The 13,570-nt window shown below is 61.7% G+C and carries 15 protein-coding genes and 1 tRNA gene; 7 read left to right on the forward strand and 9 right to left on the reverse strand.

Going from position 1 to position 13,570, the window contains the following annotated elements:
- Positions 1 to 172 precede the first annotated feature (172 nt).
- Genes HYR72_13085 through HYR72_13095 form a run of 3 tightly spaced genes read left to right on the forward strand, consistent with a single transcriptional unit; the run spans position 173 to position 2,387 of the window.
- Entirely contained in the window at positions 173 to 907 is a 735-nt protein-coding gene (locus tag HYR72_13085; protein ID MBI1815907.1) for a hypothetical protein, read from the forward strand.
- A gap of 6 nt (positions 908 to 913) precedes the next feature.
- Positions 914 to 1,723, forward strand: a complete 810-nt coding sequence (locus tag HYR72_13090; protein MBI1815908.1) for a hypothetical protein — start codon at positions 914 to 916, stop codon at positions 1,721 to 1,723.
- Positions 1,707 to 2,387, forward strand: coding sequence for a hypothetical protein (locus tag HYR72_13095; GenBank protein MBI1815909.1), 681 nt, complete (start codon positions 1,707 to 1,709; stop codon positions 2,385 to 2,387). The genes HYR72_13090 and HYR72_13095 overlap by 17 nt, the downstream gene beginning before the upstream one ends.
- 9 nt (positions 2,388 to 2,396) lie before the next feature.
- Here the strand turns inward: HYR72_13095 and HYR72_13100 are convergent, their stop codons facing one another.
- The 4 genes from HYR72_13100 to HYR72_13115 all read right to left on the reverse strand — a co-directional run bounded on the left by HYR72_13100 (position 2,397) and on the right by HYR72_13115 (position 6,775).
- On the reverse strand, positions 2,397 to 3,485 hold the full coding sequence (locus tag HYR72_13100; GenBank protein ID MBI1815910.1) for a glutathione S-transferase family protein: 1,089 nt from the start codon (positions 3,483 to 3,485) through the stop codon (positions 2,397 to 2,399).
- Positions 3,486 to 3,680: 195 nt separating this feature from the next.
- Positions 3,681 to 5,258, reverse strand: coding sequence for a sulfatase-like hydrolase/transferase (locus HYR72_13105; GenBank protein MBI1815911.1), 1,578 nt, complete (start codon positions 5,256 to 5,258; stop codon positions 3,681 to 3,683).
- A 300-nt stretch (positions 5,259 to 5,558) separates the two neighbouring features.
- Positions 5,559 to 6,011: a hypothetical protein gene (locus HYR72_13110; protein ID MBI1815912.1), complete on the reverse strand. Its 453-nt coding sequence runs from the start codon at positions 6,009 to 6,011 to the stop codon at positions 5,559 to 5,561.
- A gap of 86 nt (positions 6,012 to 6,097) precedes the next feature.
- Positions 6,098 to 6,775, reverse strand: a complete 678-nt coding sequence (locus HYR72_13115; GenBank protein MBI1815913.1) for a hypothetical protein — start codon at positions 6,773 to 6,775, stop codon at positions 6,098 to 6,100.
- Between the two features lie 185 nt (positions 6,776 to 6,960).
- On the opposite strand from HYR72_13115, the gene HYR72_13120 reads away from it, so the two are divergent.
- Positions 6,961 to 7,107, forward strand: coding sequence for a hypothetical protein (locus HYR72_13120; GenBank protein MBI1815914.1), 147 nt, complete (start codon positions 6,961 to 6,963; stop codon positions 7,105 to 7,107).
- 73 nt (positions 7,108 to 7,180) lie between these two features.
- On the opposite strand, the gene HYR72_13125 is transcribed toward HYR72_13120, so the two are convergent.
- Genes HYR72_13125 through HYR72_13135 form a run of 3 tightly spaced genes read right to left on the reverse strand, consistent with a single transcriptional unit; the run spans position 7,181 to position 9,716 of the window.
- Positions 7,181 to 8,185: a glutathione S-transferase family protein gene (locus HYR72_13125; GenBank protein MBI1815915.1), complete on the reverse strand. Its 1,005-nt coding sequence runs from the start codon at positions 8,183 to 8,185 to the stop codon at positions 7,181 to 7,183.
- 11 nt (positions 8,186 to 8,196) lie between these two features.
- Complete coding sequence (locus HYR72_13130) at positions 8,197 to 9,087, reverse strand: haloalkane dehalogenase (GenBank protein MBI1815916.1); 891 nt, start codon at positions 9,085 to 9,087, stop codon at positions 8,197 to 8,199.
- Between the two features lie 14 nt (positions 9,088 to 9,101).
- Positions 9,102 to 9,716 (reverse strand): TetR/AcrR family transcriptional regulator, encoded by a 615-nt coding sequence (locus HYR72_13135; GenBank protein ID MBI1815917.1) that lies wholly within the window; start codon positions 9,714 to 9,716, stop codon positions 9,102 to 9,104.
- Between the two features lie 128 nt (positions 9,717 to 9,844).
- On the opposite strand from HYR72_13135, the gene HYR72_13140 reads away from it, so the two are divergent.
- Both HYR72_13140 and HYR72_13145 read left to right on the forward strand, forming a co-directional pair.
- Entirely contained in the window at positions 9,845 to 10,603 is a 759-nt protein-coding gene (locus HYR72_13140; protein ID MBI1815918.1) for an SDR family oxidoreductase, read from the forward strand.
- Positions 10,604 to 10,607: 4 nt separating this feature from the next.
- Positions 10,608 to 11,423, forward strand: a complete 816-nt coding sequence (locus HYR72_13145) for a glucose 1-dehydrogenase (GenBank protein ID MBI1815919.1) — start codon at positions 10,608 to 10,610, stop codon at positions 11,421 to 11,423.
- A gap of 1 nt (position 11,424) precedes the next feature.
- Here the strand turns inward: HYR72_13145 and HYR72_13150 are convergent, their stop codons facing one another.
- Both HYR72_13150 and HYR72_13155 read right to left on the reverse strand, forming a co-directional pair.
- Positions 11,425 to 12,525 (reverse strand): phosphotransferase family protein, encoded by a 1,101-nt coding sequence (locus HYR72_13150; protein ID MBI1815920.1) that lies wholly within the window; start codon positions 12,523 to 12,525, stop codon positions 11,425 to 11,427.
- 66 nt (positions 12,526 to 12,591) lie between these two features.
- Positions 12,592 to 12,665 (reverse strand) — tRNA-Met (locus HYR72_13155).
- Between the two features lie 450 nt (positions 12,666 to 13,115).
- Here HYR72_13155 and mraZ point away from each other — a divergent pair.
- Positions 13,116 to 13,568 (forward strand): division/cell wall cluster transcriptional repressor MraZ, encoded by a 453-nt coding sequence (gene mraZ / locus HYR72_13160; protein ID MBI1815921.1) that lies wholly within the window; start codon positions 13,116 to 13,118, stop codon positions 13,566 to 13,568.
- Positions 13,569 to 13,570 lie beyond the last annotated feature (2 nt).

Consider the following 13,570-nt stretch of genomic DNA (forward strand, 5'->3'; position numbering starts at 1 on the left):
CCGGACGATCCGCAGCCAAGCACGACGCCACGTCGGAAACAGACCGACCGACCACAGCGAATGATTCACCCAATCCACGATCAGCGCCTCCCGAGACGGAGGCCATGCGGCCAAATGGTTTTTCTACAAGCTCGTTAGGCTCTCAACGAGATCTCGACACGATAAGAATCACATGGAGACACACGATAGGCCGCCCGCTGACGTCGAAGTGATGTTTGAAATCAGGGAAAGGGACCTCAGGTACTGTCGGGACCGGCTCGCGTCGGTCGATGGGGCACGATTCCAAGCCACGGACCTGATCCTGGCGATCACGACTCTCGGTGCCGGCGGCGTGCTTGGAGCCCTCGCCAGTGGAACGAGCACTTCGTCCCCATATTGGTGGCTTTTCTTCATTGTGCTGCCAATGCTCGCAGCAGCTGCCCTTGTCGCCTACGTACTGTTCAAATACTTTGGCGAGAATGAGCGTGTCGTGATCGCGAAGGAAGTCCTTCGGATCCTGCCGAATCCTATCGAAGCCGCATCAGCCAACAGTGAATACTCGAAGCTCTCGGGCCGGTGGACCCTTGAGTCAGCGACGTCGATTTCCGGCAAGAGAAGCAGCGGCGACCTCTTGCTTTACGTCCGGCAGGCGCACATCGCCATTGCGGGCACAATCACGGGCGAGTCCGGCAAGCAGCTAGGCGAGATTTACTCGAGGTTTGCGAGCTACGATCCCCCTACGCACCGCTTCGTATTCATCTATGGGTATTCGGCGATCAACGATAACGGCCAGCTGGACGCCAGTGAGTGCGCCTTCTCGGGCATAGTCTCTGGTGGTTCTCCTACCCTGATCGTTCGAGGGAATTGGTTTCATCTCACCGGCCCCTCCGTTGCGGGAACGGCTACACTCACCAAGCGGGAAACCTGAACCGACATGTGGCCAATCGTTGCACTGGCGGGTCCGACGTGTACTGGGAAGACGGCCGTCGGCGCAGCAGCGGCTGTGCAGACGGGGGCTATAACTCTGCCCCTCGACCAGCTGCAACGATACAATCATTTGAAAGAGGGCGTTGGCTTCGACGAGAAGGCCCTCAGAGGGGAGCACAAGGGGTATCAGGTGCTTTCGCCATGGGAGGTTAGCGGTCCCGCAAAATACGAAGCATGGCTCAAATCGACGATCCCTGTTGAAGCTAGGGCTCACCCCGTTCTGCTCGAAGGTGGTTGTACGAGCTATTTGATGAGGATATTGGCTGCTCAGAGTACCGATCCCATATTGGGGCGTATACAGATTCTTGCGCTGGATGCCCCAGCGGATCCTGAAGTGGCGGTCTCAAGGATTCGCGCTACATACGACGAAGAAAAGGTTCGGTTGATAGTCCAGGAGGTCTCCGATTTGGAAAAGATGGGCTTCATATCGGAGGCTGGCCTACCGTTTCTAGAGGAGTGTGAAGGTCTCTTCGTTCACCCAGAGCGGGAGGACAGGAATCTAGCGTGGGCGATCCGAATCTCGGCACGAGTATATTGTCCCGCGTACCTCGCATTGAAGGGCAGAATCGATCCGACGAGCGCCAGAGAGCGGATTATCCGGAATGTTCGTGACATACAGGTGTATCAACAGCGGCGCGTTAAGACCTGTCTGCCAGCGAATCAGATAATCGCGTATGAGAGGTCGTGGCTTGACGTGGACCGTCTGGTGAGGAATTTGGAGGGGGTGCGCACAGATCGCCATGGAACGGAACTGTAACGCAATCGACGAATCTCAACTGGACCCGGTCGGAGGTGCGCTGCTGCGCCTCGGTGTACTCGCCTATGGCCTCACTGCCGACCGCGAATGGGTTGCTACTCGGGTCGACGTTGGCGACGAAAATGGATCTGCTCGACGCGCATACATCCGGGTGATGCTCTCCTTCATAGAGGGAATGAACCATGCTCTCAGCGATGTTCTCCTTGCAGCTGACAAAACCGGGCGAGTTGAGCACTTGAGCGTGCCCGAAATCTTCGTTCTCCACGGGGTTCAATTCCAGGTCGATACGAAAGGCAGGGCTCGCGCCGTCCGGCGTCCTTTGCGGTTGAAGGACAGCGTCCGTCTATTGCTCAAGCTTCTGGGTCGCTGTGCGGATGCTCCATTTGAACCCAACTTCGGCGATGAGGGATGGCGGGCGTTTCTCGACGCAATTGCGATTCGGAACCGCGTCACGCATCCTCGCACACGTGCAGATCTGTGGCTTACAGAAGAGGATCTTGAGCGCGTTGATCGTGCAATCAAGTGGTATGAGGATGAGACGGCGAAATTCCTGCAGGGGTTCCGACCAAGAGGAAAGGATAAGCAAGTGAGTCAGGTACCTAACTCAGCGGTTGGAAACGACGGCAAGCAGCAGCCCACTTCCCCTGGTGCTCGCCGCTCTTGAGCCACGGCGTTATGCCTCGAACACCAGCTTGAAATTCTGCTTGCCGAGGCGGTGGCACGGGGTGAAGTCGAGCAGCGGGAGCAGGCTCGTAGCAGCGAGCGCGGCGCGGACCTGTTGCTGTGCGGCGGGATAGAGGAAGTACAGCGCATCGAGCGGGCGCTGCACCATCCATTGAGTATAGGGACTGGTGAAGCGTTGGAAGCGCGCACCGCGCAGTGCCGTCTCGTGCATGCCGACGCCGCGCGGCGGTTCGGTCATATCGGCGGGCTTGGCGTCCACCCACTTCTCGAACGCGCGCAGGTTGTCGAGCAGAAACGGCACAGCGTCGCGGCCGATGAGTTGCAGAAATGGCAACAGCGTTGGCGGAATCGCATCGCCGGGGACGAACTCGCCGCTGCGTGGCACGGGATGGTTCATGCGCTCGATCCAATCACACACGCGCGGAGCCGTCTCGCGCAGCAAGCGGCTGGGTACGGCGTCGAGGTAGAGGTGCGCGTACATTGGGCCCATCAACGCCAGGTCCGCCAGCGACATGCGACTGCCGAGGAGGAAGTCGTGCAGCTCGAAGTGACGCGACAGGATGTCGAGTAACTCGCGCAGGTGCGCCTCTATCGCGGGGATTGATTCCGGCAACACCCCGAGCAGCGGCAGGCTGCCCTTCATGCGATCGGCGAACGGGCCAGCGGTCGCCGGGTTGCCCGTGGCGGCGGCGAAATCGGCGCGGGCTTTGGCTTCGCTTTCGGGAAAGCTCCAGCGGTAGTGCATCGCCGGCAAAACGCCGAATTCGTCGGCGTAGACTTCGATCAGGTAGGCAACCACGCGTTGCACAGGCGTCGGCGGATACACTGGCGGCGTTGGGAAGCGCCGCTCCAACTCGTCGAGAATCTCGCTGGTGTCCTGCAACGCGATGTCGTCGGGCGTGACAACCACAGGAATGAACGCCAGCCCGGTGCGCGCGATGATGACCTCGCGATACGCCTGCGGCGTTGGCGCGATTTCTTCGTACGCAATGCCCTTGTAGCGAAACATCGGCCGGACCTTGCCGGAGAAGTAGGAAATCTCGCTGGCGTAGAAGCGGTACGGTTGGGAAGTCGGCATCGTTCGTTACCTCTGTTCAGCTTGGCGAAAGCAGCCCCTCGATACGCCGCCCTTCGATACGAAGCCTTCGGCTTCTACTCAGGAACGGCTACTCGGGGAAACGGTTGCTCTTCACATTCTTCAAGAATCCGTTTGCCCGAGTAGTGAGCGAAGCGAACCGTATCGAGGCCTTCGTTCGTACGTCATCACACGACCTCACGCCGGGGCTTGCACTTTGAGCTGCGGATCGCGGGGCTTCGGGAGGTGATAGTAGAGGTCGGCGATCAGATCCGACTTCAACTTGGCGTAGCCCGTATCGCTCCACAGATTGCGCCACTGCCACGGGTCGTCGTTCACGTTGTACAACTCGCCTTCGCTGCCGTCGTAGTGAAAATCGGGCAGCGGCAGATTGGCGCCGAAGGTGCGGTAGAGTCGCTCCAGGCTAAAGCCGATATCGCTCGTCGACGGCTCGTAGACGGTGCAGATGAATCCGTCGCGATAGATCGTCCGCAAGTGCATGCCGACCTCGGCGAACTGACTGTCCCACTCGGTGATGACGCGTTCGCGGCCGGAGCCCGGCGCGGTCGGCAGTGCGGTGCCGTCCATCCATGCCGGCACTGGCACGCCGGCGATGCCACAGAACGTCGGCGCGAGATCAAGCTGGCCGACCGGCTCGGCGACTTCCGTTGGCGTCACGCGCGCTGACGGCGCGGGGCGCCAGATCAGCGGAATGTGCATCAGTGAGTTCACGTGGTACGGCCCCTTGTAGAGCAGGCCATAGTCGCCTTGGAACTCGCCGTGGTCGGTGGTGAAGAAGATGTCGGTGTCGGCATCCCACCCGCGTTCGGCGATGCGGCGCAGGACGCGGCCGCAGGCTTCGTCGATCAGTTCGTTTTCCACATGCGTCAGCGCGTTCACCTCGCGGATCTGATCGTGGGTGAGTTGGCTGGGCACGAACGTCATCGGCCCGCCTTCGTTGTTGCGGAACTTGCCCTCGTACCACGCTAGCCAATGGCGCGGCTTCTGCGCGAGGATTTTTCTGACTGTTTCGTCGGAACCGGGATGACCCGGTGGCAGATCGAGATCGCGCCAATTGATGCGCCGGGCCTCCGACGCGGGCGGGTCCCACGGATGATGTGGATCGGGAAAGCTCATCCACACGAACCAGTCTTCCTGCGGCGCGAGTGAATCGAGGTAGGCGATGGTGCGGTCCGCCACCCAGTCGGTGTGGTAGTGCTCGCGGGCGATCGGATTGTACGTCACCTCGGGAGCGTTGGTATCGCCGCCGCCTTGCGCGCTGAGCAACGGTGCGAAGCCGCTGACTTCGTCGGGATGATTCTGCTGCAACCAACGCGAGTAGTGCCAGCCGCCCATCGGCCCGTGCATCGCCAACTCCATATGCTCGAAGCCGCGAAAGGGGCCGGTCGAATCTTCGCCAGCCATACGGTTCTCGAACCATTTCTCTTTCGGATCAAAGGCGGGTTCGAAGTGCGCCTTGCCCAGCAATGCCGTGCGGTAACCGGCCTGCTCGTGCAAGTAGGCGGCGACGCTAGGCGCATCGGCGGGCAGTGCGACGCCGTTGGCGAACACGCCGTGCGTCCGCACGTACTGTCCCGTGATCATCGTCGAGCGCGCCGGCATGCAGACGACATTCTGATTGTGCGCGCGGCGAAAGTTGACGCCTGTCGCGGCGAGACGATCAACCACCGGCGTCCTGGCAATCGTGCCGCCGTTGCAGCCCAGCGCATCGTAGCGTTGCTGGTCGGTGGTGATGAAGAGAATCTTGCGGCCCATCGCGCGTCCTCCTCCTCTTCTCCCGTGAGAGATTCGGAACGGGAGAGACCCGCTAACCTACTTGCACGAGCGATGCAAGAAGTTGTTGGCGGCGCGGCGGGCTGTTTCAGTCAGCATGATGGCGTGTCGCACACCGGCGGTGCCAAGCGCCAGCTCGGCCTGCCGTGACGGAAGTCAGCCGTCCTGTTTGCATGTGAACCGAACCACACGTTTGCGCACGCGCTGCACCCGTTCGCGGCGGGCCGCATTTGAAGGGATCGACGAGAGGTGCCGTTAGGTACAGCCGGATGTTAGCCGGGCTCAAAAGACGTTGTTGTACCTAGGCAAGATACCATGCTTATCGAGAAACGCCTGCAGCAACAGCGCCTCGGCAAGTGCGGGGCTCTTCGGCACCTTTCCAAGAATGATATACTCGATCCGAAGAGCGCCCTCTGCAGCACGCAAATCGAGAAACCAACGATTGGCAGGGATATCACACCTCCTGATCCTGTCTCGACGCGGAGCTTTTAGACGGCCCGGAATTGCCTGCTCCTTAAATCGCCCGTTTGAATCGATGCTGCCACCCCGCCCGACGTAAATGATCTCGCTGTCTTCGACCCGACGCACCAGATAAACGCCGTACTTGTCCGGTACACGAACGGTGGCGAAATGACCGTCCACGGCTTTCGACCAGCGTTCGGACGCATGCGCGTACTCAAAGTAACCATGCACGCCAATCTCGCGGAGCCGCTGCCATTCTTCTTCGAATGCCATCGAGTAAAGTCTTGGTCCTCAAGAGCGGGTCGCTCAACTGTCAGCTGGCCGCGACTCTGCTCAAGCCGATCACTTCCAGCGCTGCGTTAGCCGGCGACGTTGGCATTGGCTGACAGAGACTCGATGCTCTCAACGCCGAGGAGCTGACGCAACTGGCGAGCAAGGGACCGCGTCTGCTTGTCGAAGTCCCCCTTGAGACCATGCTTTAGTTGTGCTCTTGCCGCGACCGGGTCTTGTGATTGATGGGTGAGTTCGATGTAGTGGCGAAGCTCTGCGTCGCGAATGCCTGAGATTAGCTTCTCAACCGCGGCTGCTATCTCTTCCGGGAGGAAGAGAAGCGATTGCAGATATGCCTTCTCAGCGGGTCCGAAGAGGGCCTCAAGTTGTTCGACGTCGGAAGTGACATCGCTGTCGGGGAGGCTTTCAAGGATCGTTTGAAGATTCCGGGCTCGCAATGCCATTCCGGAGACAGCGGAATAGAGAATCAGCAGAGGCGCGACGCGCTCGTCCTGAAGGCGAACAAATCGTGACTTCTGTCGTTCGAGATCGAGACTGAACGCGTGGCGCGCCGCTTCGAGCTGCTTGTGTGCTTCCTGCCGAACTTGCTCGATCGCTAGCGCAGATTTGTGCTCAAGACTGCTCTTGAAGCGGTCGCCCTGGATTCTGAGAGACTGCTTCACGATCTCTCGGCAGAGCCATGCTGCTGCCGCGAGCACGACCGAGGGTGCGCCGAGATACTGGATGGCGAACTTGGCAAGTTCCAAATTTCAGTTCCTTCCGGGAATCGATCGCCGGCCAACTTCAAATTCCGCGCACCAATGCATCCGGCCGCCCACTCGAGATTTAGGGAGTCAACACGCCGCGCGTCATGCTCGCTCCATACACTAGACTCTCCCGGCCCTTCAAGCGCCTGCGCACCGCAACTTCATGTAATCCGTCGGCGTGTGTTGTGGCTCGGCGATTCCGTCCGGACTGGATCGCCGAATTGATCGAGTACTTTCTCCGCTACGAGTATCGCTTCGTCAATCCGGCGCAGATCGATGCGGGGGACGCAGAGGGGATACTACGCGCGGCTGCCGTTCGACGATGCCTATGAGGCGGGCGAGGAAAACTCCGACGACTCGTTTCTCGGTGTCTTCGTGCCTTCGCGGTGAGAGGCATCTGTCAGGTCAGGGTTGGACTGACAGCGCCAGGTAGCAGTTCGCTTCTCTCAGAATCGGATCGAGTGCGGATTTGTCCGACACTGCCGCGTAGCGTGCGCGCAGCGCGGCGAGCGATTTGGCGTGGTATTTCTGTGCTTCTTGCGCGTATGGTGTGCCGGCCAGCGTCAACGAGAATTCATTTTCGCCAGCGGCGATCGCCTTGGCGTTGGCTTGGCTCCAGGGGAAGAAGATGGCGCCGATCTCGTCCCTCAGCAGCGGCATCAGCGTGGGCTTGAGTGCGGGCCAGGACTCGAACTCACCTTCGTTTTTCGGATCGAGCATGCGGTTGATCCAAGCCAAGACGTTGCCCGCGCTCGTGCGGATGATGGCGCCGGGCGTGGGATCGGTCGAGCACTCGTAGAGTTGCGCATACAAACCGAAGTCGCCAAACGCTGGCCGCGCGCCGAAGAGATATTTCCGCCGCGCCAAATGCTTGTCGAGGATGGCGAGCTGGCGCTTGAACGAGCCTTCGATGATGTCCTTGGTTTCCGCGCTCGAGCCGACAAACTTTAGCCGCGGAATCATGCGACCCTTCACCATTTCGATCGCACCCGGCAAGACGTCGTCGCTGATCCCGGGCATCATGCTGCGGGCAATGCGCTCGCCGCTCGATTGCTGATCGGGCTCGTACCACCAGCGGTAGTGGAACATCGACTTGTTCCCCCACTCGTCGCCGTACTCCTCGATCAGCGCAGAGATGAACGCGAGCGCCGGGTCGCTGGGGTGGATCGACGGCAGCGGAAAGAGCTTTTCGAAGTGCTCGATGATCGGCGTCGAGTCCTGCACCCCTTGCGCGTCGGGCGTGACCACCAGCGGGATCAACGGCAACTTGGCGTACTGGCTGAACTCGGCTTCGTTGGTGCTATTGCGGAGAATCCACTCGTGCGGGATCTGCTTGTAACGGAAGTACGAGCGGACCTTGACCGAATACGGCGACAGCTCGTTGCCGAAGATGCGGTGCGTATTCGCCATGGCGCTCCTCCCTAGGTGCGGCGGATGAAGTCGACGACAACGCGCGCCAACTCTTCGCCCTTGTCTTCTTGCAGAAAGTGTCCGCCGCCGATGATGGTGGTGTGAGGTTGTCCCTTGGTGCCGGGAATCGCATCTTGCAGTAAGCGATCGGCGCCGCCGGTGACTGGATCGGAATCGCTGAAGGCGGTGAGGAATGGCTTCTGCCAGCGGCGCAGCACTTCCCACGCTTTGCGATTGGGAACGGCGGCGGGGTCGTCGGGCGCGATCGGCACCAGCACCGGAAACTGGCGCGCGCCGGCTTTGTAGCGATCGTCCGGGAAGGGGGCGTTGTAGGCGGCGATGACCGCGGGCGACAGTTCGGTTGCGCAGCCTCCGCGAACGATTCCGCCGACCGGAAACTCCGGCGTCTCTTGCGAGAACTTCCGCCAGGCGAGGAACGCATCGCCGAGCGACGTATCGCCGGTCGGTAGGAAGGTGTTTGCGGTGACGACGCGCGCGAAACGATTTTCGTGTTCGGCCGCCAAGCGTAAGCCGATCAGCCCTCCCCAGTCCTGACACACGAGCGTGATGTTGCGCAGATCCAATTGCTCGATCAGACCGCGCATCCAATCGACGTGTCGTTGATAGGTGTAGTCCTCACGCCGCACCGGTTTGTCCGAGCGGCCGAAGCCGACGAGGTCCGGCGCGATCGCTCGATGACCCGCGGCGGTGATGATCGGAATCATCTTGCGGTAGAGGAACGACCACGACGGCTCGCCGTGCAGCAGCAGCACCGGAGCCGCCGTGCGCGGACCCTCGTCGACGTAGTGGATGCGCAGGCCGTCGACCTCGGCGTAGTGCGGCGCAAACGAATAGCCGGGCAGGTTGGCGAAGCGTTCATCGGGTGTGCGCACAGTTTCCATCTTGCTCTCCTTGATCAGTCGCTATGGTTCAGCAGGGCGGTGAGCAGACGAGTCATGACGTGCCGCGCCTGTTCGACCGTCAAACTTTGATGCCGCCGTAACGGATCCCACGTCGCCCAACTGCTGGCGACGTCAAGAGCGGCGACCAATTCGCGCCGTTCGCGTTGGCGATGCGCGGCCAACTCGCTGGCGAAGACTCGCTCCACCTCGGTGCGCGCGAGCAGACGCATGCGCCGCAGGTTCGACGCGATCGCGGGCGAGAACGGTTCCATCAGCAACGCGACCCGCCGCACCGGCGCGATCATCTCGAACATCCGTACGCGTTGGGCGACGAACTGACCGATTCGTTCAGGTCGCGATGCGGTTGGCGGAATTGGACTGGTCAGCGCACGGATACGTTCGGTCTGCCGCTCCGCCACCGCTGCGTAGATCGCTTCCATATCGGGGAAATGTTGGAACACGGAGCGGAGCGAGATGCCAGCGCGTTCGGCGATCCGCGGCGCAGTCGGCCGCAGTTCGCCCTCATGCAGCAGCGCGAGCAGCGCGTCGACCACGGCCGCCCGCGTGCCGGCGCTGCGCGCCAAGCGACCATCGGTCCGCGCATCTCGAACCGCAGCGATACTGGGCATGGGCGGCACCATAATCATTTTGCACTACCAGTGCAAACACGCCATGGCGGCCGTGAGGTAGTCCATAGCGCGGTAAGGTCGAGCGGCCTTGCGTCGACCAGGTGCCTCTACCTATAACCCGCTCCATCATGCGGCTCGCGAATCAGGTGGCGATCGTAACCGGGGCGGGGCAGGGGATCGGGCGCGCGATCGCGCTCGCTTATGCGCGGGAAGGTGCGCGCGTGCTGGTCGCGGAACTCAAACCCCATCGCGTTGAACGCACGGTTGGTGAGATCGCTGCAGCGGGCGGTGTCGCCGCCGGGGTCGAGGTCGACACGGGAGTTCGGGCACAGGTCGAGCACATGATCGCGGCGGCGCGGCGGCATTTCGGCCAGCTCGACATCCTCGTGCACAACGCGCAAAGCTACGCGCCGCACACGCCGCTGGAGAACGTCACCGACGAACAATTCGACGGCGTGTTCACCTCGGGCGCGAAGGGCGCGCTGTGGGCGATGCAGGCCGCGTTTCCGTTGCTGCGCGAACGCGGGGGACGGATCATCAACATCGTGTCGCTGGCGGCGGAGCGCGGCGATCCGGGGCTCGGTCCCTACAATGCAACCAAGATGGCGATGCTGGCGCTCACCCGCACGGCGGCGCGCGAGTGGGGCAAGTACAACATCCTGGTGAACGCGATCGCCCCGGCGGCGCTGACGCGCCGTGGCCAAGACTACGCGGCCCGCGATCCCGAGCGGTTCGCGCAGATCATGGCTGAGCGACCGATCGGCCGCCTTGGCGATCCCGGTGAAGACATCGCGCCGGTTGCGGTGTTTCTCGCGTCGGCTGACGCGCGCTATCTCACCGGCCATACTTTCTACGCTGACGGCGGCGCTCATATCTCCTCCGTCTAGGCCAATGGATCTGGGACTCAGCGGACGGGTTGCCGTCGTGAGCGGCTCGAGCGCCGGCATCGGCAAGGCCATCGCCGCGGCGCTGGCGCGCGAAGGCGCGTCAGTGGTGATTGGCGCGCGCGGAGGTGAGCGACTCGAACAGGCGCGCGCCGAACTCGCTACGATGGGTTCGCCGATCGAGGCGGTAGTGGCCAACGTGGGCACGCGCGCGGGAGCCGATGCGTTGATCGACGCAGCGGTACGACGTTTCGGTCGATTGGACATGCTCGTCAACAACGCCGGCGGCGCGTCTGGGCCGGCGGGGTTTCTCGCGCTGTCCGACGACGACTGGCAACGCGTGTGGGAGCAGACACTGATGAGCGCCGTGTGGTGCTCGCGCGCTGCCATTCCACACATGCAGCGCCAAGGCGGCGGCAGCATCGTCATGATCGGCTCGACCTCGGGTCATCAGCCGGATGTGGTGGTGCCGCACTACAACGTAGCGAAGGCGGGCTTGATCAGTCTGAGCAAGACGCTGGCGAACAGTTTTGGAGGCGATCACATCCGCGTCAACATCGTCTGCCCCGGGCTCACGCGCACGCCGGCGATCGAGAAGACCGCCGTGCGCCGGCTCGAAGAGGCAGGCCAATCAACGCAAGGAATGAGCGCGTCTGAAGCGGTCAACGCGTATTGGAGCTCGCGCCGCAGTTTTCCGCTGGGCCGCGTCGGTGAGCCGGAAGATATCGCTGGATTGGTGACTTTCTTATGTTCCGATCGCGCGGCGTGGATCACCGGCGACTGTTTCAACGTAGACGGTGGTTGGACGAAGTCGATGCTGTAGCTCAGATGGTGAGGTTTTCGCTTCGGCTCTTCGCCATCCAAAACAACAACTCGGCAACTTGCTCGAAGGAGCGGAAGCGTTCGTCCTTGGTCTGTCCCAAGTGGAAACGGTGGTAGATTTGCTGGACCACCACGGCGATCTTGAAGAGCCCGAAGACGTAGTAGTACGGCACCTGCGAAACATCGACGCCGCGCCGCTGGCCGTAGCGCTCGACGGCTTCACGGCGGGTGAGGAAGCCCGGGACGTTGGACGGCATGCCGCCGCCTTGGGCGCCACCTCCGAGACCTTCACCTGCTTCGATCCACAGTGAAAGCAGCGTGCCGAGATCGGCGAGCGGATCGCCGATCGTACACATGTCCCAATCGAACACGGCGACGACGCGGCCTGGATCGCGGTTATCGAGCATCACGTTGTCGAGGCGCCAGTCGTTGTGCACCAACGTTGGCACCGGTGACGCGGGCAGGTGCTCGCGCAGCCACCGCGATAGTTCGTCGACCACCGCCATCTCCTTCGTCTGCGCGCGCACGTAGCGCGCGGTCCAGCCGTCGATCTGGCGCCGGAGAAAGCCGTCAGGCTTGCCCAGATCCGCGAGGCTGGCGGCGCGCTGATCAACTTTGTGCAAATCGGCCAACGCATCGATGAGAACTTCGCTGATGCGTCGATTGATTGCGGCATCATTACCACCACCAAACTCAGGCGGAATAGCCCGACGGATCACGGTGCCGCGCCGCCGCTCCATCACAAAGAACGGCGCCCCGATGATCGAAGCATCATCGCAGAACACGTACGCGCGCGGCGCCAGCGGATAGGCATCGGGTAAACGTGAGAGCACGCGAAACTCGCGCCCCATATCGTGAGCGCCAGCTGCCACTGGGCCGTTTGGCGGCCGCCGCAGCACGTATTCGGTGCTACCGAATCGGAGCAGATAGGTGAGATTGGCGTGCCCGCCGGCGAATTGTACGACTTCAAGCGAAGCGTCCGAGCCGGGCAGCTTGCCCTTCAAGTACGCCGAGACGCGCTGGTGATCGAAGTCCTCTCCGCTGCGGATGGCGACGACTTCGCTGTCGGGTTGTGACGATGAGTGTGGGGAACCGGTAGCCATAGGATCTCCTGCGGCTTCACAAGCACGAACGCCCCGATGCCGCTAGGGCATCAGGGCGTCGAGTCATTGCGGGGGGAGGATTTGAACCTCCGACCTTCGGGTTATGAGCCCGACGAGCTACCGGACTGCTCCACCCCGCGTCACCGTGAGCGCGTACAGATAGCGGTCGCACTAGTTGATGTCAACGCGCTCTACTTCTCAGGAGCAATGACAGTAGAGGTAGCAACCGAGGAACGGCTGCCGCACCACTGTCGAGTCACGCTTGCTGACGGAAGTATCGCAACTGCGAGCGGACTACCCGGAGTTTCGGGTGGTCCCCGGCTGCCGTTGGGGCGGCCCGGGTTCCAGCGTCGAGTACCTCGCGCGCTTGGTGGGAAGGGGCGAGCAAGCCTAATCAGCCGTTCCCTCCGGCACCACCTGTTCGGGCCGAATTGGCCGCTCGTCGACAACTGAGCACGGGCCTAACTCCTCTCGAAAATTACCATTTTTTTCTTGACACGCGTCGCCAGCCCTTCTATATGTCGCCCCCGGGAGTGGGATGAAGTGGAGGATGTTGGGGTAACGGGCCACAACGGCCCAGTCGGTGGGACATGTTTCGCGGGACGTTCGAACACACGGTCGACGACAAAGGGCGAGTCAGTGTGCCCGCTCGGTTCCGCGATGCCTTGGTTGCCGCTGGTGATGATCGGGTTGTGCTCACCAATTTTTTCGTCGACGCGCTGCGTTGCTTAGATGTGTATCCCCACGCGGCGTGGGCGCAATTGGAGGAGCGGCTGCGGGCGCGGCCGCAGTTCAACGCCAAGATGATGCGGTTCCAGAATTACTACTTTGCCGGTGCGCATGAGTGTCAGCTCGACAAGCAGGGTCGCATTCTGTTGCCACCGACGTTGCGAGACTACGCCGCGCTCAAGCGCGAGATAACCTTCACGGCCGCGGGTGAGAAATTTCGCATCTGGGACCGCGAGGCGTGGGCAAAGGTCTTCGCGGATGCCGAACAGGAATTGATGGCCAAACCCGACTCGTTGTCGGAGTTGGAGATCTAGAG

It is taken from the genome of Deltaproteobacteria bacterium, assembly GCA_016178705.1.
Classification (GTDB): Bacteria; Desulfobacterota; Binatia; order HRBIN30; family JACQVA1; genus JACOST01.

What these genes read in the sequence shown, in the direction of transcription:
- HYR72_13110 (MBI1815912.1), bottom strand. Translation starts at nt 6,011, where the DNA reads ATGGCATTCGAAGAAGAATGGCAGCGGCTCCGCGAGATTGGCGTGCAT.
- HYR72_13100 (MBI1815910.1), bottom strand. Translation starts at nt 3,485, where the DNA reads ATGCCGACTTCCCAACCGTACCGCTTCTACGCCAGCGAGATTTCCTAC.
- HYR72_13145 (MBI1815919.1), top strand. Translation starts at nt 10,608, where the DNA reads ATGGATCTGGGACTCAGCGGACGGGTTGCCGTCGTGAGCGGCTCGAGC.
- HYR72_13135 (MBI1815917.1), bottom strand. Translation starts at nt 9,716, where the DNA reads ATGCCCAGTATCGCTGCGGTTCGAGATGCGCGGACCGATGGTCGCTTG.
- HYR72_13140 (MBI1815918.1), top strand. Translation starts at nt 9,845, where the DNA reads ATGCGGCTCGCGAATCAGGTGGCGATCGTAACCGGGGCGGGGCAGGGG.
- HYR72_13085 (MBI1815907.1), top strand. Translation starts at nt 173, where the DNA reads ATGGAGACACACGATAGGCCGCCCGCTGACGTCGAAGTGATGTTTGAA.
- HYR72_13095 (MBI1815909.1), top strand. Translation starts at nt 1,707, where the DNA reads ATGGAACGGAACTGTAACGCAATCGACGAATCTCAACTGGACCCGGTC.
- HYR72_13150 (MBI1815920.1), bottom strand. Translation starts at nt 12,525, where the DNA reads ATGGCTACCGGTTCCCCACACTCATCGTCACAACCCGACAGCGAAGTC.
- mraZ (MBI1815921.1), top strand. Translation starts at nt 13,116, where the DNA reads ATGTTTCGCGGGACGTTCGAACACACGGTCGACGACAAAGGGCGAGTC.
- HYR72_13125 (MBI1815915.1), bottom strand. Translation starts at nt 8,185, where the DNA reads ATGGCGAATACGCACCGCATCTTCGGCAACGAGCTGTCGCCGTATTCG.
- HYR72_13090 (MBI1815908.1), top strand. Translation starts at nt 914, where the DNA reads ATGTGGCCAATCGTTGCACTGGCGGGTCCGACGTGTACTGGGAAGACG.
- HYR72_13130 (MBI1815916.1), bottom strand. Translation starts at nt 9,087, where the DNA reads ATGGAAACTGTGCGCACACCCGATGAACGCTTCGCCAACCTGCCCGGC.
- HYR72_13105 (MBI1815911.1), bottom strand. Translation starts at nt 5,258, where the DNA reads ATGGGCCGCAAGATTCTCTTCATCACCACCGACCAGCAACGCTACGAT.